General features: G+C 60.5%; 11 protein-coding genes. 9 read left to right on the forward strand and 2 right to left on the reverse strand.

Translation table 11 applies throughout. The features are described 5' to 3' along the window. Nucleotides 1-19 precede the first annotated feature (19 nt). The 8 genes from ACILSR_RS21785 (at nucleotide 20) to ACILSR_RS21820 (ending at nucleotide 13,385) form a co-directional block, all read left to right on the forward strand. Nucleotides 20-1,840 (forward strand): hypothetical protein, encoded by a 1,821-nt coding sequence (locus ACILSR_RS21785; RefSeq protein ID WP_395751910.1) that lies wholly within the window; start codon nucleotides 20-22, stop codon nucleotides 1,838-1,840. 13 nt (nucleotides 1,841-1,853) lie between these two features. Continuing rightward, on the forward strand, nucleotides 1,854-3,908 hold the full coding sequence (locus ACILSR_RS21790) for a serine hydrolase (protein WP_395751911.1): 2,055 nt from the start codon (nucleotides 1,854-1,856) through the stop codon (nucleotides 3,906-3,908). 38 nt (nucleotides 3,909-3,946) lie between these two features. Continuing rightward, nucleotides 3,947-5,143 (forward strand): exo-alpha-sialidase, encoded by a 1,197-nt coding sequence (locus ACILSR_RS21795; RefSeq protein WP_395751912.1) that lies wholly within the window; start codon nucleotides 3,947-3,949, stop codon nucleotides 5,141-5,143. Further along, nucleotides 5,140-7,389, forward strand: a complete 2,250-nt coding sequence (locus ACILSR_RS21800; protein ID WP_395751913.1) for an FAD-dependent oxidoreductase — start codon at nucleotides 5,140-5,142, stop codon at nucleotides 7,387-7,389. Before ACILSR_RS21795 ends, ACILSR_RS21800 begins: the two co-directional genes overlap by 4 nt. Continuing rightward, nucleotides 7,386-8,330: a glycerophosphodiester phosphodiesterase family protein gene (locus ACILSR_RS21805; protein WP_395751914.1), complete on the forward strand. Its 945-nt coding sequence runs from the start codon at nucleotides 7,386-7,388 to the stop codon at nucleotides 8,328-8,330. Before ACILSR_RS21800 ends, ACILSR_RS21805 begins: the two co-directional genes overlap by 4 nt. Nucleotides 8,331-8,357: 27 nt before the next feature. Continuing rightward, nucleotides 8,358-9,179 (forward strand): glycerophosphodiester phosphodiesterase, encoded by an 822-nt coding sequence (locus tag ACILSR_RS21810; protein WP_395751915.1) that lies wholly within the window; start codon nucleotides 8,358-8,360, stop codon nucleotides 9,177-9,179. Continuing rightward, complete coding sequence (locus ACILSR_RS21815) at nucleotides 9,176-11,218, forward strand: FAD-dependent oxidoreductase (protein WP_395751916.1); 2,043 nt, start codon at nucleotides 9,176-9,178, stop codon at nucleotides 11,216-11,218. The genes ACILSR_RS21810 and ACILSR_RS21815 overlap by 4 nt, the downstream gene beginning before the upstream one ends. A gap of 64 nt (nucleotides 11,219-11,282) precedes the next feature. Then, entirely contained in the window at nucleotides 11,283-13,385 is a 2,103-nt protein-coding gene (locus tag ACILSR_RS21820) for an exo-alpha-sialidase (RefSeq protein ID WP_395751917.1), read from the forward strand. 1 nt (nucleotide 13,386) lies between these two features. Here ACILSR_RS21820 and ACILSR_RS21825 read toward each other — a convergent pair whose 3' ends face one another. Then, nucleotides 13,387-16,194: a PSD1 and planctomycete cytochrome C domain-containing protein gene (locus ACILSR_RS21825; protein WP_395751918.1), complete on the reverse strand. Its 2,808-nt coding sequence runs from the start codon at nucleotides 16,192-16,194 to the stop codon at nucleotides 13,387-13,389. Nucleotides 16,195-16,262: 68 nt separating this feature from the next. Between ACILSR_RS21825 and ACILSR_RS21830 the strand changes: the two genes are divergently transcribed. After that, nucleotides 16,263-17,399, forward strand: a complete 1,137-nt coding sequence (locus ACILSR_RS21830) for a M20 family metallopeptidase (protein ID WP_395751919.1) — start codon at nucleotides 16,263-16,265, stop codon at nucleotides 17,397-17,399. A 39-nt stretch (nucleotides 17,400-17,438) separates the two neighbouring features. On the opposite strand, the gene ACILSR_RS21835 is transcribed toward ACILSR_RS21830, so the two are convergent. Then, on the reverse strand, nucleotides 17,439-18,932 hold the full coding sequence (locus ACILSR_RS21835) for a sulfatase (RefSeq protein WP_395751920.1): 1,494 nt from the start codon (nucleotides 18,930-18,932) through the stop codon (nucleotides 17,439-17,441). Nucleotides 18,933-19,073 lie beyond the last annotated feature (141 nt).

Raw genomic sequence — 19,073 nt, forward strand, 5'->3', positions numbered from 1 at the left:
GGAGGGCGTTCAGGTGGCGATGAAGAACGTCACCACCGCCATGCTCGCTTTGAGCTATTGTCTGGCCCAGGCTGCCGAGCCACGCACGCTTGCATTCCCCGGTGCCGATGGCGCGGGAATGCATGCCAGTGGCGGGCGCGGTGGTTCCGTGGTCGTTGTGACCAATCTCAACGCGGATGGTCCCGGCTCGCTTGCGGACGCGGTAAGCCAGCCGAACCGCACTGTGGTCTTCGCCGTCTCGGGCATCATCGATCTCTCCAAGGTGGGCAAGCCCGGCAAAGAAAAGCCGGGCAAGATCTCCATCTCCCAGCCCAACATCACCATCGCAGGCCAAACCGCCCCCGGCGAAGGCATCTGCATCAAAGGCGGTCCGCTGCAAATTCACGCCAGCAACGTGATCGTGCGTTATCTCCGCTCCCGTCGCGGATGGAACTTCGAAGGTGACACCGGCGACTCCATCGAGTTCAAAGCACCCAGCACCGGTGAGGCCCAGGCTGCGCCAGGGCAGAGCGATGAGGCCTTCAAGAAGCGGAAGGAGAAGAAGGAGGAGCGCGGCAAGATCGTGCATGATTTTGCCGGCATGACCGATGTCATCGTGGACCACTGCTCCGCCTCCTGGGCCACGGATGAAAACCTGACCTGCACGCATGTGGACCGCGCCACGCTTTCCTGGAACATTGCATCCGAAGGACTGGATTACACGAACCCAAAACAGACGCCGCCCAACCACTCCGAAGGCGGTCTCTGGGGCAGCGGCGCACCCGATGGCCGCGCCACCATGCACCACATGCTCTACGCGCACAATCGCCTGCGCAACCCGCGTCTCACCGGCGGCGATGACGTGCCCGCCGTGCTCACGATGTACAACTCCATCGTTTACGACTGGCTGGAGTACGCCACCCACACCGGCAGCGAGCGCGTGCATTTCAACTGGGTGAACAACTACTACAAGCCAGGGCCATCGACACCGGCGGAGATCGCCACGCATGCCTTCGAGTTTCACGGCGATCCCGAGGCACGCGTTTACGCCCACGGAAATCACATCGCTGCCTCCGCGGAAGCCACGGCCAACAACAAGCTGGCGGTGTTTCACAATCAAAAGTTCAAAAAGGTGTCTGCTGCGGAAAAAGAGGCCATGAAGGTGGATGCTCCCTTCGGCGGAGCCCTTCCCGCGATGCAGCCAGCGCAGGCCGCCTATGAATCCTTGCTGGCCGATGCCGGCGCCACACTGCCAGCGCGAGATGCAGTGGACCTGCGCATCGTCGAAGCGGTGCGCGAGGGCAGGGGAGGTGTGATTCAGAAGGAAACAGATCTGCCGGAGCATCAGCGCTGGCCGGATTATCGTTCGCTGCCTGCACCCACTGACACAGACAAAGACGGTCTCCCAGATATGTGGGAAGTCCATGCTGGGTTGAATCCGCAAGATGCCAGCGACAGCGCCCGCATCGCCGCCGGGGGCTATGCCAATATCGAGCATTACTTCAACAACACCGATCCGCGTGGCGGCACGATGTCCTATGTCCGAATCTCCTCTTCCGTCTCACGTGCGCTGACCGGTCAGCCGGGCGAATGGATTGTGACGAGAAGCGGCCCCCTGCAAGCACCTCTGACCGTTCGCTATGCTGTGAGTGGTACTGCGAAAAGTGGTGCCGACTTCATCCCCCTGAGTGGCAGCGTGATCATTCCTGCCGGTGAGACTTCCGCGAAAATTGAAACTAAGTCCCTGGCAGGTGCTGCGGATGACAAGACAATTGTCCTGACGATCGAGGGATGCGCCCCAGACTATCTTGTCGGCTGCCCATCCTCTTCGCTGGTCGTCATTCGCAACGCGGGAAAGTGAAGGCATCTGCACCATGAAGCATTGGGTCCATTACATCGTCCTTTTTTCCTGCTGCCCCATGGTGGTCGCTGCAGACATCTTTCCCGGCGCTGAATGGGAGCGAGCGACACCTGCAGAGGCACATTTGGACGAAGCCAAACTCTCGGCCGCGCGTGACTACGCCCTGACGGGTGGCGGCTCCGGTTGCATCATCCAGGGTGGCAGGCTTGTGATGTCCTGGGGTGATTTCAAACAGCGCTACGATTTGAAATCGACCGCAAAGTCCTTCGGCGCTGCTGCGCTCGGGCTCGCCATTGCCGACGGCAAGATGAAGCTTCATGACAAGGCTCGTCTGCACCATCCCACCTTCGGCGTGCCTCCGGAGAGCAATGCGCAGACAGGCTGGATCGATGAGATCACCCTCTGGCACCTCGCCACTCAGACGGCGGGTTTTGACAAGGCGGGCGGATATGTCCCGCTGCTCTTCAAGCCGGGCACTCAATGGAGCTACAGCGACTCAGGACCGAACTGGCTGGCGGAGTGTGTGACGCTCGCGTACCGGCGGGACCTGGATGAGCTCATGTTTGAGCGCCTCTTCACTCCCCTGGGCATCCAGCGCGCCGACCTCGTCTGGCGGAAGAATGCGTATCGCCCTGATTTGATCGACGGCATCAAACGCCGTGAATTCGGCTCCGGCATCAGCGCCAATGTGGATGCCATGGCGCGCTTTGGCCTGCTGTGGCTGCGCGAGGGACAGTGGAAAGGGCATCCCATTCTGCCGCGCGATTTTGTGAAGCAGGTCCGCTCAGCCCAGCCGGGTGTTCCGGGCCTGAAAGTGCGCAATCCGGAGCACTACGGCCATGCCTCCCATCATTACGGCCTCCTCTGGTGGAACAATGCGGATGAGACCATCGAAGGACTCCCGCTGGACACCTTCTGGACCTGGGGTCTTTACGACAGCCTCATCGTTGTGATACCCACACTCGACATCGTGATCGCACGTGCGGGGCAGTCGTGGAAGCGTACAGAGGGCGCGGATCACTACGAGGTTTTGAAGCCTTTCCTCCTGCCGGTCGTCGCTGCGGCGAGGAGCTCTGGCGCCGCATTCGTCGAAACGAAATCAGTCGTCGCTCAGAGCCCCGTGATCGCAGGCATCGAATGGGAATCTGCGGGCAAAATCATCCGGCAGGCCAAAGGCAGCGACAACTGGCCTCTGACCTGGGCGGATGACGATGCGCTCTACTCCGCCTATGGCGATGGCAAGGGCTTCGCGCCCTTCGTTGAAAAGAAGCTCAGCCTCGGACTGGTCAAGATTACCGGCACACCTCCTGACGTCACTGGAGTCAACCTGCGCTCCTCCACCGCGGAGGCTCTCGGCGATGGCAAAAACGGCCGAAAGGCCAGCGGCATGCTGTGTGTGGATGGCGTGCTCTACATGCTCGTGCGCAATGCCGCGAACTCCCAGATCGGCTGGTCGCTGGATCACGGCGCGAGCTGGACATGGGCGGACTGGAAATTCACTGAGAGTTTCGGCTGCCCCGGGTTTGTGAATTTCGGCAAGGATTACGCCGGCGCGCGGGATGGCTATGTTTACCTGTATTCACACGATTCCAGCAGCGCGTATGAGCGCGCGGATAGGTTTGTCATGGCTCGTGTGCCCAAAGACAGAATACGGGAGAGGGCGGCCTATGAGTTCTTTGTTCAAACCGGCAAAGATGGAGTGGCACAGTGGTCGTCTGACATCGCGAAACGCGGCGCCGTCTTCGAAGATCCGGGCGCGTGCTACCGCTCCAGCATCTCCTTCAATCCCGCGCTCAAGCGCTATCTCTGGTGCCAGACCGGACGTGGCGAGGACACACGCTATCGCGGTGGTTTTGCCATTTACGATGCTCCAGAACCCTGGGGGCCGTGGACTCTGGCTTATCAGACGAAGGAGTGGGATGTAGGGCCGGGCGAAACGCTGCATCTCCCTGTGAAATGGATGAGCGCTGACGGTCTCACCGTTCACCTCGTCTTTTCTGGGGATGACTGTTTCTCGGTGCGGCGCGGCACTCTCCGCCTGCGCCAGCCTTCTGGTCATCCCCGTTGACCAGTGAGAGGCACGAGGCCATCACGTTACAGCCCTTCATGAAATTTGCCGTCCTACTAGCCTGCGCCCTGATCAGTTGCCTCCATGCCGCGGAGCCGCTGTTTGAAACCACGCGCCTGTTTGCGCTGACACCAAAGAACAAGCCTAACTACCGCATCCCCTCCATCATCCAGGCGCCCAATGGCGACATTCTTGTGATCTGCGAGCGGCGCAATGACGGCCCGGGGGACATCGGTAATCACGACATCGTGATGAAGCGCAGCTCCGACAAAGGTAAAACCTGGAGCGACGAAATCACCGTTCTGGATGACGAAAACAACGTGTGCACCGACCTGACCGTAGGACTGGACCGCGATACCAAAAAGCTCTGGCTCTTCTTCCTGCAGGACAAAAAGCAATACGCCCATCTCACCAGCACTGACAACGGCTTAACCTGGCAGGGCCCCGTCGTTATTCACGATCAAGTCATCAAGCCGGAGTGGCAGACACTCCAGGGAAAGGGCGAAGAGGATGAGCCGAAGGGAAACCCCAAAAGCCACGCCGTGCAGTGGGAGAAAGGCTGGGTCCAGCGCTACGGCTGCGGTCCGGGCAATGCCATGATCCAGCTCAAGTCTGGCCGCCTCCTCGTGCCGGGGCGGCATCGCGAGGATGTCGGCAAAGGCCGCCTGCGCAGCTTTGCCCACTGCTTTTACAGCGATGATCACGGCGCCACCTGGCATCTCGGCGGCACCATCGGCATCCACACCAGCGAGTGCCAGTTCGTCGAACTATGCAGTGGCGATGTGCGTGTGATCTCACGCAACGAAAGCAGCGAGGACTCTCCAGACAATCTTCGCCACCTCACCGCCATCAGCAAAGATGGCGGCGTGACGTGGGGAGATCTGCGTCGCCTTGAAGAACTCATCACGCCCCGCTGCCATGGGCCCGTGGAGCGCTACGATGAAAAAACTCTTCTCTTCTCCAGTCCCGCCTCCCCCTTCCGCCAGAAGGAGCATCCCTACGGCCGCTACAATCTGACTATCCGCCTCAGCCGCGACGAAGGCGAAACCTGGACGGCCGGAAGAACCATCTGGCCGCACCCCGGATCATACTCAGACATCGTCGTGCTCGATGACAAAACCATCGCCTTCATTTACGAACGCGCTGACAAAGGCAGCACGCACTACTGGGATGAGTTGCATTTCGCCCGTTTTAATCTGGAATGGCTCACCAACGGCAAAGCGCTCCCACCATGATGCATCGTCTCCTCCCTCTCCTCCTGCTCTTAGGCACCGCCCATGCTGAAGAAGCCATCCACCGCGAGGTCGTCGTTTATGGGGGGACACCGGCGGGAATCATGGCCGCGATCGCCGCGGCGCGTCAGGGGCATGACGTGGCGCTGGTGGAAATGAATGCCCACGTCGGCGGCATGGTCAGCGGCGGCCTGGTGGCCACGGACATGGGGGATCGCGCCACCGTGGGCGGTCTGGCGGACGATTTTTTCAAGCGCATCGTCAAATACTACAGCGACAAATACGGTGCGGACTCGAAGGTACTCAAGGCCGCAAGCAATGGCGCCACCTTCGAGCCCCACGTCGCCGAGCTCATCTTTGAGCAAATGCTGTCTGAACACCCGCGGATCAAGGTCTGGAAAAAGCATCGCTACAATTCCACGCGGATCGATGCCGATCGTTCGAAAGCTGGCACTCGCGTCACCGCGCTCATTGTGGATGACCTCGCCACGAAAACAACACGCACCTTCACCGGCGATGTCTTCATCGATGCCAGCTACGAGGGGGATCTGATGGCCGGCGCGAAGGTGCCCTATCGGGTGGGCCGTGAAGGTCGCGGTGAATACGGCGAGCAGCTTGCCGGAGTGAGCATGGGGCCGAAGGAACAGATCGGCCTGGGAGATCATCGCACACAGTCCTACAACTACCGCGTCTCCATCACCTCAAACACCGCCAATCGCGTACTCTTCCCCAAGCCCGAGCACTACGATCCCACGCCCTTCATCCCGACGGATGGCAAACGCATCAAGGAAGGCAAGGCCACCGGCTTCGGCAGCTTCTTTACCACCATCGACAAAGCGCATCCTGGTGCCAAGTATGATGCCAACTGGGGAGACTTCGCCGGCAACAGTGAAGGCTACGCAGAGGGCAGTTGGGAGACACGGGAGCGCATCGCTGCGCGCATCCGCGACGGCTTCATGAGCCGCCTGTACTACTTCCAGAACGACCCCGAACTCCCCGAAGCCTTTCGCAACGAAGCACGCACGTGGGGCCTGCCGAAAGATGAATTCACAGACAGCGGCCACTGGCCCTTCCAGCTCTACGTGCGCGAGGGGCGTCGCATGGTGGGTGCTTATGTGCTGCGCGAAAATGATCTGACCCAGGACCGTTGGAAGCCCGATGGCATCGCCACCGGCAGCTATGGCATCGACTGCCACGTGGTGCAGTACCTGCGTGAAAATGGCAAGCTGGTGCCCGAGCACACGCGGCATGTGGCGGTGAACAATTACGACATCCCCTATCGCAGTCTCGTGCCGCCCGATGTCGAAAATCTGCTCGTGCCCGTGTGCGCTTCTGCCACTCACGTCGCATATTGCTCGCTGCGCATGGAGCCTGTTTATATGATGCTCGGCCAGGCTGCGGGAACAGCCGCAGGCATTTCGCTGGCCGACAAAAAGCCTGTGCAGATGGTGGACACGAAAAAGCTGCGCGGCCTGCTCACGGAGCAAGGTGCCGTGCTGGATGCGGGCTATCAGCCGCAGCTCAAACTCACCTGGACGCCTGCGCACCCAAAGCCAGGAGACAAAGTCATCTTCAAAGCCATCCCAAGCGGCCACAACAAAGACGCTCTGAAGCAGATCCAGTGGGACTTCATCGGCAATGGCGCTGTCACAGGTGAGGGAGAGCGTGTTGTGCATGTCTTTGAGATCGAAAAAGTCCATCACGTGAGTCTGCTCGTCACGGATGTCGCTGGGCGTCGTCGCCTGCTCACGGCGGAGGTGCCTGTGGGCATCGCCGAGCGGCTGGATGTCACACTCGATGACTTTGAAGGAGAGCTCGCGGGGCGCTGGAACGGCACCTTTCCCGACTACATCGCCGGCTTGCCCCTTCGCTACTCGGATGTCTTCCATGGTCCCGGCATCCATCGCGATCAGGTGGTGCGTGGCAAGGTGGCCCCTGCGCGTGCGCATTTCCAACCCACACTGACACGTGAGGGACGGTACCAGGTCTGCCTGGGATTCCGCCCATCAAAATCCCAGGCCACCAATACTCCCGTCGTCATCAAACATGCGGACGGCAGTTCGAAGCTCACCGTGAATCAGCGCGAACAGACCACGTCATTCATTTGGGTGCCGTTGGGGGAATTCAATTTCAAGGCTGGCGATGGCAGCTTTCTTGAACTCCGCAATGCCGATACGGATGGGCGTATTGCCGTGGATGGCGTGCGCTGGGTCTGGCTCGGTGAAACTCAATCTGCCAAGCGTCCATGAAAACCGCCGTTTATCTGACGTCACTACTGCTGCTCGCATCTGCGATGGCAGACGCGCAGGATGCGGCAACCGCGCCACTCCATCGCATTCACCCGCAGACGGCGCAGGACCTGCAGGCAGTGCTCGCCTTCAAAGGACATCACCTGCCCTTTGTCAGCGCCCACCGTGGCGGTCCCGACAAGGGCTTTCCGGAGAACTGCATACCCACTTTCGAGCACACACTTCAGCACACCTTCTCCATGCTGGAGATCGACCCCCGCCGCACCAAGGACGGTGCCATCGTCGTCCTGCACGATGCCACTCTTGAGCGTACCACCACGGGTACAGGAAAGCTGGCGGATTTCACCCTCGCGGAGCTGAAGAAGCTGCACCTCAAAGACACCGGAGGCCAGGCAACCGCCTTCCGGATGCCGACGCTGGATGAAGTGATCGAATGGGCGCGTGGAAAGACAATTCTGGTGCTGGATCAGAAAGACGTGACGCCAATCGAGCGCGCCGAGATCGTCACGCGGCACAAAGCCGAGGCTTATGTCATGTTGATCGTGTCCAGCTTCAAGGATGCCGTCGCTGTTCACAAGCTGAACCCGGACATCTTGATGGAAGTCATGATCCCCACCGTGGCCAAGGCAGAGGAGTTTGACCGCCTCGGCATTCCCTGGAGAAACGTCATCGCCTTCGTCGGCCACACCCCGCCTCAGGAGGTGGCGCTGTATGACTTCATTCACCGCAAAGGCGCCTGCTGCATGGCCGGCACCTCGCGTCATCTCGACCTCAAGGTCATCCGGGGCGAGGTCGCAGACATCCAGGAGATCGAAGAAGGCTATCGCAGCTTTCTCAGCCTCGGCGCGGACATTTTCGAGACGGATATTCCGGTCCGCCTGGGACCCATGCTGCACAAAGACGAAATCGCATTGAAGCAGCCTTTTTTCGAACTGAAATGAGCAGCCGGGCTCCGTTGGTCTTCATCTATGAATCGCCGCCACTGCTTCCTCGCCATTCTGACGTTCGCCACGCTGGCTCAAGGTCATGCTGAAGACGTGACCATGCCCTCGCGGGGCCTATGCGCTCATCGCGGGGCCATGAGCACGCATCCTGAAAACACGGTTCCCGCCTTTTTGGAGGCTGTGCGCCTCGGTGCGCACATGATCGAGTTTGATGTGCAGCTTACCAAGGACGGGGCGCTTGTGCTGATGCATGACGGCACCGTGGACCGCACCACCGATGGCAAAGGCAAGGTGTCCGATCTGACGCTGGCGGAGATCAAGGCGCTGGATGCGGGGGCAAAAATGGACGCCCGCTTCGCCGGCACACGCATCCCCACCTTTGAAGAGGCGCTGGCGGTGTTTCCGAATAACGTCTGGCTCAACTGCCACCTCAAAGGCGGGGCCGCTCTCGGCGAGGCCACGGCGAAGGTGATTGCCAAAACTGGACGCAAACACCAGGCGTTTCTGGCTGCGACCGCCGATGCAGCAAAGGCCGCCCGTGCAGTGGTGCCGGACATTCTCATCTGCAACATGGAGCGGCAGAATGAATCGATCGCCTATGCTCGGGAGACCATCGCCATGAAGGCGCAGTTCATCCAGCTTCTAGGCAAGGGCGAAGTTCCGCTGGACGCCGTCAAGCTGCTCCATGCCGCCGGAGTGCGCGTGAACTATTACCACGATGAAACCCCTGAAGGATTGCGCCGCCAGTGGAATGCCGGTGTGAATTTTCCCCTGGTGAACGATCTCGCCAAGGCCATATCCGTGGCGCATGAGTTCGGCATCAAACCTCTTGTGCCTCAGCCATGAGATCCACCATCGTTCTTCTCTTTCTCTGCTGCCTGCCGTCCTTCGCGGCCGAGCTGACGACCGCTGATGTCTGCGTGTATGGCGGCACGTCGGGTGGCGTCATCGCTGCCGTCGAAGCCGCACGACTTGGCAAGAAAACCGTGCTCATTGAGTCCACCCAGCGCCTCGGCGGCATGAGCAGCGGGGGGCTCGGCATGACGGACAATGGTTCCACCGAAACCATCGGCGGCCTGTCGCGCGAGTTCTATCAGCGCGTGTATCAGTTCTACCGCAGGCCCGAAAACTGGCGCTTTCAGAAGCGCGAAGACTATCTCTCATGGCTGCCGAAGATCTGGGGTGTGGACGGTCCGCGCATGGAGGAAATCCAGGCGCAGTTCCTCTTTGAACCGCGTGCCGCCAAGGCTGTGTACGATGACATGGTCCGCGAGGCAGGCGTGCAGGTCGTCTTCGGTGAACGGCTTGATTTGAAAAACGGTGTGGTGAAAGACGGGGTGAAAATCAAAAGCATTCGGATGGAGAGCGGGCGTGAATTCGCCGCGAAAGTCTTTATCGATGCCAGCTACGAAGGCGATCTCATGGCGAAGGCCGGTGTGAAGTACATCGTGGGGCGTGAATCAAACGCCCAGTATAATGAAACACTCAACGGCACCTTTCCCTTCACGCCCGCACCCTTTCCCAAGATCAGCCCCTACGTTGTCCCCGGCGATCCTAAAAGCGGCCTGCTGCCGCGGGTGGAGCCGAAGCCACCCGCTCCGAAAGGCAGCGCCGATCACCGAGTGCAGGCCTACAATTTCCGTGTCTGTCTCACCGACATCGAAGACAACCGCGTGCCCATCGAAAAGCCATCGGCCTACAACCCACTCGACTACGAACTGCTCGCCCGTCACATCGCCACCATGAAGAACGTGAAGCCCGGCCCGCGAAAGCACGCCGCCATCGGCCTGCGCGGCAATGGCGGCGACCTCGGTCTCAACTTTGAACTCGTGCCCAACCGCAAGACCGACTCCAACAGCGGCAGCGAGTTCGGCACGGACATGTTTGGCGCCAGCTACGGCTGGCCTGAAGGCGATTACGCCACACGCGATAGGCTGTTCCAGCTGCACAAGGACTACACCCTCGGCCTTCTCTGGTTTTTGGGCCACGATGAACGCCTCCCCGCAGAAGTGCGCGCCGAGATGCAGCGCTGGGGCCTGCCCAAGGATGAGTTTGCAGACACCGGCCACTTCCCGCATCAGATCTACGTGCGCGAAGCGCGGCGCATGATCAGCGACTACGTCGTCACCGAGCACGACGCCAAAGGCGGGCCGCATGCGCAAGACAGCGTGGCTTTGGCCTCTTATCCGCTCGATTCCCATGGCGTCACGCTTTATGTGGATGAAACCGGTCTGCTGCATCGCGAGCGTGGCTTCTTTGTGGGCGGCTTCTCCGCCTTCCCCATCAGCTACCGTTCGCTGCGTCCCAGGGCAGGGGAATGCAGCAATCTCCTCGTTGTAAGCTGCCTTTCCGCCTCACATGCGGCCTACGGGTCCGTGCGCATGGAGCCTGTTTTCATGATGGTGGGACACGCCGCAGGGGCTGCTGCCAGCATCGCGGTGGATCAAAGTCTCACCGTCCAGGACGTTCCCTATCCCATGTTGAGCGAGCGCTTGCTGGCTGAGAAACAGATTCTTGAAGGCAAGGCTCGCCCAACGGCTACAGTGCCCACCCCGGCAGCATCCATGCCGCCGAATGACCAGCTCAAAGCCGATGTGGCTGCGCTCGTGGCTAACAAGATCGTCGATTCGGGAGACTACTGGCTGTCCCATGCGCAAAAGGGCCAAAGCTGTGACGGATCCCAGGTGGCCTCCCTCCTGCTCAAGATGGCAAAAAGCTTCGCTCCCTCCGTTCAGAGCACCGATGAAGCTTTGAAAGTGCTTACCACTCACAAAGTTCTGTCATCAGCCACCTACTGGAGTGAGCGCGCCACGCCAGGCCGCACCTGCGGCGGCGACAACGTTCGCGCCATCATCCGGAACTTCGCACGTCTGGCTCCGAAGTAGTGGTCAGGTGGCTTGACCAGCAACAAAGCCCCCGGCAGCTCGTCTTGGAGGCATGTTTTCAGCCATGAGACCCCTTACGCTGCTCCTTCTCGCCTCGACTTCTCTCCATGCGCTGGAGCCGCTGCCTCTCATGGAAACGGTGACGGTCAATGGCATCGATGTGAATGCCAAATCTCCGCCGAAGGGGCTCATGCTGGATCAAGACACCGGCCTCCTCATGGTCTCGGCCATGAAAGGGCAGGTGGTGCACCGCACGCAGACGCGCATTCTCGAGACCCGCGCCACCCTCACGCCAAAGGGCGACTTCCTGCTGATGTTTCCCGAAGGCGACCACTACGCCAAGAGCAAGGGGGAGAAGATCAATTCCATGATGGCCTGCCGTTCCTCAGATCATGGTAAAACCTGGAGCAAGCCCGCCGTGGCCTATGACATCCCGTATGGGCAGCACGGCTTCATTCCGCTGATCCCACGCGGCACGCAGCGCATCTACGCCTTCGGCACCCAGCCAGTTCCTGGCAAATGGACCTGGGAGAACGGCCAGCGTGAGAATGCACCCATCGGCTGGCGCACTTCCGATGACGACGGCCACACCTGGTCCGAAGTGAACCTCATCTCTCCGGTGAACGATCCCGATTTCAAAGGCATGTCCGTCATGCGCATGACAGAGACGGATGCCGGCACCTGGCTCCTCGGCTCGCATCTTGCCGACTGGTCCGTGAAGCCCTTCACCACCCAGCAGTACCTGCTGCGCAGCGAAGATCAGGGCAAAACTTGGGCCCTGCTCCCCGGCGCGCGCCCCAAGGGCTGGACTGCCGAAGGCTTCAACCGCATGGACGAAGGCCGCCCGCTCAGTCTCGGTGGCGGCCGCGTGCTCTTCATGTCCCGCACGCCGCAGGGCCACCTCTTCACCGCCTGGAGCAAAGACGATGGCAAAACATGGACGCAGCCCGCGCCGAGCATCCTCGTTCATCCCGACGCACCGCCCATGCTCTTTCCTCTCTCCGATGGCAAAACGCTCGTGGCCTTTCACCACAACAAAGTCCCCGTCACCGGCAATGGCGAACTCAGCGACAAAGCCGAACTCATGAAGATGCGCAGCGAAGTCTGGGCCTCCGTCTCCACCGACGAAGGCCACACCTGGAGCGAGCCGCGCTTTGTCTGTGCCAATGCCGTCGCACCGGTGCATGCCGTGTCCGGTTTCAATTCCCAGTGCTCCTATCTCGATGCCTTCACGGAAAACGGCCTCATGCACCTCTTCATGCCCCACCGCTGGCAGCAGGTGCTGCATCTCACGATTCCAGAAAGCTCATTCGAAAAGCTGCCCACCAAAGCCCAGCTGGGCAAGCTGGCCGCGGCTGCGAAACCTCCGGTTTACACCGCACAACTGACCCGGGGAATGAAGCCTACACGCCGGGTGATCTATAAAAAAGTGGGCGACCGGGAATTGCATCTCGAGCTCTTCACTCCTGCCGGAATGAAGGCCGGTGACAAACGCGCCTGCTTTGTGGCCATTCACGGCGGCGGCTGGACCAGCGGCGCCCCCGGCTCCATGTATGCCTTCACGGATCACTGCGCAAAGCAAGGCATGGTGGCCATCAGTGTGGAATACCGGCTCTACAAAGCGAAGACACCCGTGAGCGTCTTAGAATGCGTGAAGGATGCCCGTGCCGCCCTGCGCTATGTTCGCGCCCACGCGGCAGAGCTGGGCATCGATCCGCACAAGATCATAGCGAATGGGGCCTCCGCAGGCGGCCATCTCGCGGCAGCCACCGCCATGTTTGACGGCGTGGATCACGCCAATGAGGATCTGTCCGTTTCATGCCACCCTGATGCGCTCGTGCTCTTTTCTCCCGTGATCGACACATCCCTGGAAGGCTACGGCAATGCCAAGATCGGCGAGCGCTGGCAGGAGCTTTCTCCAGCACATCAGGTCCGCGCGGGCCTGCCGCCCACACTGCTCTTTCACGGCACCGGAGACACCACCACGCCCTTCAAAGGAGCCCAGATCTTCACGGATGCGATGCAGAGGGCTGGCAACCGTATCGAACTAGTCGCGCCGAAGGATGCCATCCACACCTACATGTTCAAAGACGCGGTCTCTTATGCAGAGACGCTGAAACGGATGGACGCCTTTTTCGCGGACCTTGGCCTGTTGCCTTCCAAATGACTCAGCGCAGGTAGATGAATTCGTTGCTCATCATGAGTGCCTGGCAGAGCAGCGCCCAGGCCTGCTGCTCGCGTTTGGTGGAGTCTTGCTGGCTGGAGTTGAGCGCGGCATCCGCGGCAGTCAGATAGTTTTCAGCACGGCGGATCTCACCGGCCGTGGCCTCCCTGGCGAAGGCCAGAAGATACGCGGTGCGGAGGCGCTGCTCCTTGTCCGGTGAGGCTTTGAAAAGGCGTGCAGCAAAAGCTCGCGCAGCATCTCCGGCAAGGTCGCTGTTCATCAGCAGCAGTGCCTGTGGCGAGACGACAGTGCTGTTTCGCAGGCCGGTGCTTGTCGAAGGATCCGGATAGTCAAACTGCTGGAAGAGATCGTAGAGATTGTTGCGGATGATCGGCATGTACAGCGCGCGGCGCGTGCTGCCATAGCTGGTGAAGTCCTTCGAAGTGTGATTGAAGACAAACTCGCGGTTGCGACGAGGGATCGTCTTGCCGCCGATGGTACTGTCGAGGTTGCCTGCCACATCGAGCAAGGCATCGCGGATTTCCTCCGCTTCGAGGCGGCGCACCGGGAAGTGATTGAGAAGACGGTTTTCAGGATCGCTCAGCGCGGCGGCGGCTGGCACCTCGGAGCTTTGCTGATAGGTGCGCGAGCTCATGATCAGGCGGTGCATGTCCTTGAGGCTCCAGCCATTGCTGGTGAACCAGTGAGCGAGCCAGTCCAGCAGTTCAGGATGCGAAGGCTTCTGGCCGAGCAGGCCGAAGTTGTCCGTGGAAGAGACAATGCCCTGCGCGAAATGCCATGACCACACACGGTTGGCAATGACGCGTGAGGTGAGCGGATGCTCAGGGCTGGCAAGCCAGCGGGCGAGTTCAAGACGGCCGCTCTGACTGGCTGGGAACTGCGGCTTCGTGTTGAGCGAGGCCTGCACCACCTGGATGACACCTCGCGCCACCGGTTTGCCAAGCGCAAGGTGGCTGCCGCGAATGTGCACGGGCAGTTCTTTGAGGATTTTCGGCGCGTCGGAAACGGCGAGCGTCGTGGGCAGGTCGGGGAGATTGCTCTCCGTGGCCATCATCGTGTCCTTCAGGCTGCGGACCTTTTCAGCCACCTCCTTCGGAAAGAGGATGATGGGTTCCGGAGGCAGCGCCAGAAATCCTGCAGGTGCATCCAGGGCAGCTCGGGCCTGATGCAGCAGCGAACCTTCGTCGGAGTCGCTGCTTGCTGCTTTTCCTTTTGCCTTGGGTTTGGCTTTGGGAGCAGGGGAGATCTTTTCCGCTGCGGCAAAGATGGCGGCATAGTAGCCGCGCAGTGCGGTGACATCGGCGTGTTTTTCCACCGCATCCTGCCAGGGCTTGAAGAAGGGCAGGGTCTCATTCGCGGCGAGATAGACGCGGCAGTTCAGCAGCACGTGGGCGCGCAGGCCATGGGCTTTGGCAATCGGTTGCACCTGGCTCATCACCGGAGTCTCTGGCAACGCGGCGGCGGCCATGAGGTAGTCCACTGCATGCTCACGCACTTCTTTGCGCAGATCGGCGATCGCTGCGGCTTCGGCCTTGGAAACGGCCGCGCGCTGATCTTTGAGGATTCGCTCGGAAGATTTGACCGCCGCGAAATCATCGAGCGAGCCCATGGGCGCCTCATACGCCGTGCTCAGCGCGCCAATGCGGTCCACGCTGAAGCTCTGCGTGCTCTTGAAGATGGCGGCCAGCGCGTAGTAGTCGTCCTGCGGAATGGGGTCAAACTTGTGATCATGGCAGCGCACGCAGCCGAGCGTGAGCCCCATGAAGGCGCGGCCCATGACGTCGATCTGCTCATCCACGACGTCCATGGTCAGCTTCTCCTTGTCCGGCTCCGCCAGCACTTTGGCCCCGAGATTGAGAAACGCGGTGGCGGTTACATGTTCTTTGCGCGTTGGGAGGTCTTTCGCCTCCAGGAGGTCGCCGGCGATCTGCTCGGTCAGGAACTGGTCGAATGGTTTGTCTGCGTTGATCGCCTGAACCACATAGTCTCGGTATTTCCAGGCAGTGCCGAGCGCGATGTTTTCATCCAGGCCGTTGGAGTCTGAGTAGCGCGCCACATCCAGCCAGTGGCGGCCCCATTTTTCACCGTATTGCGGCGAGCGGAGCAGCCGATCCACCACTTTGGCAAAGGAGTCCGGAGACTTGTCTGCGAGAAAGGCATCCACCTCCTGCGGGCTGGGCGGCAGACCGGTGAGGTCAAAGGTGGCACGGCGGATGAGTGTGCGTTTGTCCGCAGGTGCCGCAAGAGTGAGACCTTTTTCGGCGAGCTTCGTGGTGATGAAGGCATCGATGGGATTGGCCACATCAGCCTTGGGCACGGGGGGCTGCGAGATGGGACGGAAAGCCCAGTGCTTGGCGCCCTCCTTGAGGTCGATGATGCGTGGCGCGCTGGGTTTGCCGGAGATGACGGCCTCACGCGGATCTGGCGCCCCCATTTTGATCCATTCTTCCAGCGCCTTCACTTCCGCGGCAGGCATGGCTCCCTTGGGCGGCATTTGCAGGTCTTGGTTCTGGTAGCGGACGGACTCGATGATGTGGCTCTTGTCGGGATCACCTGCGACGAGGGCAGGACCGCTGTCTCCGCCCTTGAGGATGGAGTCTCGAGAGTCGATGAGGAGGCCGCCCTTGCTCTTGCCTGCCTCCACGGAGTGGCACTCGTAGCAGCGCTTGACCAGAATGGGGCGGACGGTCTTTTCAAAGAAGGCGATCCTGGCATCGTCCGCAGGCGCGGCGGCCATGGCGCTGCGTACGAGCAGAGCAAAGGCGAGGGCGATGGAAAAAGAGGGCTTCATATGACAGCAAAAGTACGGCCAGAAAACAGCGCTTCTTGCCGAGGGAGCAGCCCCGCTTAGGCTGTGGGATGTCTCCCGTCCTTCAGACCCTGGCCGACCTCGTCCGCATCAACAGCGTGAACAGCTCCTATGAAGGCGGGCCGGGAGAGGCGGCGGCTGCGGCTTACGTCCGGCGTTTTTTTGAGCAGCGCGGCATCGAAACCTGGGAGCAGGAGGTGTTTCCGGGACGCAACAACGTCATCGCCCGTGTGCCGGGGCGAGATGCATCGCGGCGCATCGTGTTTGAGGCACACATGGACACCGTTTCCATCAAGGGCATGACGATTGATCCCTTTGACCCCGTGATCCGCGACGGGAAACTGCATGGCCGTGGCTCGGTGGATGACAAGGCGGGGCTGGCGGCCATGATGCATGCGGTGGCTGACATTCATGCCAGCGGCGAGGCGCCACCCTGTGAGGTATGGCTGGCCGCCGTGGTGGACGAGGAGTTTTCCTTTCGCGGTGTAGTCAAACTTTGCGAAGGACTCAAGGCGGACGCCGCCGTGGTGGCAGAACCGACGGAGTTCAAATGTGTGATCGCCAGCAAAGGCGTGCTGCGCTGGCGCATCCGCACCAAGGGCAAGGCGGCGCACAGTTCCAAGCCGCATCTCGGCATCAATGCCATCACCGCGATGTCACGCGTTGTGCTGGCATTGAATGAAGACCACGAGCGCATGCAGGTGGAGAAACACCCGCTGCTCGGTCCAGGCACCTGCAATGTGGGCGTGATCCACGGCGGCGTGCAGGTGAACTTTGTGCCGGACGAGGCGGTGATCGAGATCGACCGCCGCTTGCTGCCGGGCGAGGAGGTGCCGGAGGTGCTGGCGCATTATCAGGTGCTGCTGGATGCACTCATGAAACAGCACCCGGAGGTGCTGGCGGAAATGGATGAGCCGATGCTGCAGGACTGGCCGTTTCAGACGGATGCGGACGCGCCACTGGTGAAGCTCGCGCAAACCCTGCTGGGCGAAATGGGACGCGATGTTGGCGTGTGCGGCGTGCCCTTTGGCAGCGATGCCAGCAAGTTCTCACGGATGGGCATTCCGACGATTTTGTTTGGCCCTGGCAGCATCGATCAGGCTCACGCTGCGGTAGAGTATGTCGAATGCGCGGAGGTGGAAAAGGCGCTGGTGTTTTACACGCAGATTGCGCGGCAGTTTGTGTGACGGCGCATTTGGAAACGGGCCGCCCGGATTTTGAACTGCTCACTTTGGCGCTTTCCGGGCAGGCGCGGGGCCGTCGAAAAAGCGCGCTCCATTGCCCATGTGGTCGTAGTCACCAAGATCCATGCGTGCTTCGTGCGCTAGCTGACGGAGGCGGGCCAATATTTCTGGGTGCTCCGCTGCGACGTTCGTTGTCTCTCCAATGTCTTTCTCCAGATCGTAGAGTGACAGTTGATCCACGGCATTGCCTGCAAAGCGACCGCTGAAGCCGGTCCAGGGCGGATGTTCCGGTCGTTTACGAACGAACTTCCACTTCCCGCTGCGCACGGCCTGCAGGTGTGTGAAACAGTAGTAGTAAAAGGCTTCGTGAGGGTCTGCCGCCGTGTCTGGATTCAACATGAGAGAAGTCAAGTCATGACCATCGATGATGCGGTCAGCAGGTGTCCGGGCTCCTCCGAGAGATGCGAAAGTCGGCAGGAGATCGAGGGTGGAGGTGATTGCGCCGCTTGCAGTGGCGGCGGGTATTTTTCCGGGCCACCAAAAGATGCAGGGCACCCGCAGACCACCTTCCCAGGTGAGCATCTTGTAACCGCGTAGAGGATCGGAGTGGCCGGAGTGATCACGTGGGATAAACGGCTTGCCATTTGCTTTCATGCCCGCCGTGGTCTCGATCCACGGGCCATTGTCAGACGTGAAGATCACCAGGGTGTTTTCCGCGAGATTGAGTTCTCGTAGCGCCTTCAATATTTCACCGCAGCTCCAGTCGATCTCCTCCACCGCATCCCCAAACGGACCGGCGGCGCTTCTTCCTTTGAATTTCTCCGATGCTCCGAGCGGGATGTGGGGCATGTTGTGGGCCAGGTAGAGGAGGAACGGCTGTTCCCGAGTTCGGCGGATGAAATCCACCGCCTCGCGGGTGTAATCCTGTGTGATGTGGTCCCAGGACTCCACTGCGGAGGCCTCGACTTCCACATTGCGCAGAATGGTGCTGCGAAACTTCGAGTCGTCGACATGCACTGTCGCGCCGTTGTAAAGCGGTGTGCCATAAAAGTAGTCAAAGCCCTGCCCGTTCGGCATCGTGGCCGGATCAAATCCAGTGGGTGTGTTTTTCATGTGCTCCCCAAGGTGCCATTTGCCTATGCAGGCGGTGGCGTAGCCTGCCTCCCGAAGGACTTCCGCCATTGTGACTTCTTTCGTATGCAGCACCGTGTGCTGGTTCTTCTTGTTGCCAGGCTCGGCTACGCGAATCGGGTAGCAGCCCGTCATCAGTGCAGCCCGTGACGGGCCACACACCGCCTGCGCATAGAAACTTGTGAGCCGCAGGCCCTCTGCGGCCATCTTGTCGAGGTGAGGCGTCTTGATTTGAGTGGAGCCGAAGCAGCCGAGATCACCGTAGCCCAGATCATCCGCGAGAATAAGAATGATGTTTGGGCGGTCCGCTGCCAGGAGCGAAGTGCAGAGAGTGAACAGAAACAGCAGGGCGCGCATGATCGTGTACACGTTCGGCAGCCCGACTGCTGACAGGGCTGCATGCACGGACGCATGTCTAAAATGCACGGTCTTCGCCGTCAGCGCTGAGGGAGGAAAAGTGCTGGCATCGCTCCGCGATGCGAGGGAATTCGGGAGTGTGGGGATGCACTTACGAGGGGTGTCGCTTCGCTCAACCCCTCGCTACAA

It is taken from the genome of Prosthecobacter sp. (assembly GCF_044222565.1).
In the GTDB taxonomy this organism is placed as follows: domain Bacteria; phylum Verrucomicrobiota; class Verrucomicrobiia; order Verrucomicrobiales; family Verrucomicrobiaceae; genus Prosthecobacter.

What these genes read in the sequence shown, in the direction of transcription:
- ACILSR_RS21785 (WP_395751910.1), top strand. Translation starts at nt 20, where the DNA reads ATGAAGAACGTCACCACCGCCATGCTCGCTTTGAGCTATTGTCTGGCC.
- ACILSR_RS21790 (WP_395751911.1), top strand. Translation starts at nt 1,854, where the DNA reads ATGAAGCATTGGGTCCATTACATCGTCCTTTTTTCCTGCTGCCCCATG.
- ACILSR_RS21795 (WP_395751912.1), top strand. Translation starts at nt 3,947, where the DNA reads ATGAAATTTGCCGTCCTACTAGCCTGCGCCCTGATCAGTTGCCTCCAT.
- ACILSR_RS21800 (WP_395751913.1), top strand. Translation starts at nt 5,140, where the DNA reads ATGATGCATCGTCTCCTCCCTCTCCTCCTGCTCTTAGGCACCGCCCAT.
- ACILSR_RS21805 (WP_395751914.1), top strand. Translation starts at nt 7,386, where the DNA reads ATGAAAACCGCCGTTTATCTGACGTCACTACTGCTGCTCGCATCTGCG.
- ACILSR_RS21810 (WP_395751915.1), top strand. Translation starts at nt 8,358, where the DNA reads ATGAATCGCCGCCACTGCTTCCTCGCCATTCTGACGTTCGCCACGCTG.
- ACILSR_RS21815 (WP_395751916.1), top strand. Translation starts at nt 9,176, where the DNA reads ATGAGATCCACCATCGTTCTTCTCTTTCTCTGCTGCCTGCCGTCCTTC.
- ACILSR_RS21820 (WP_395751917.1), top strand. Translation starts at nt 11,283, where the DNA reads ATGAGACCCCTTACGCTGCTCCTTCTCGCCTCGACTTCTCTCCATGCG.
- ACILSR_RS21825 (WP_395751918.1), bottom strand. Translation starts at nt 16,194, where the DNA reads ATGAAGCCCTCTTTTTCCATCGCCCTCGCCTTTGCTCTGCTCGTACGC.
- ACILSR_RS21830 (WP_395751919.1), top strand. Translation starts at nt 16,263, where the DNA reads ATGTCTCCCGTCCTTCAGACCCTGGCCGACCTCGTCCGCATCAACAGC.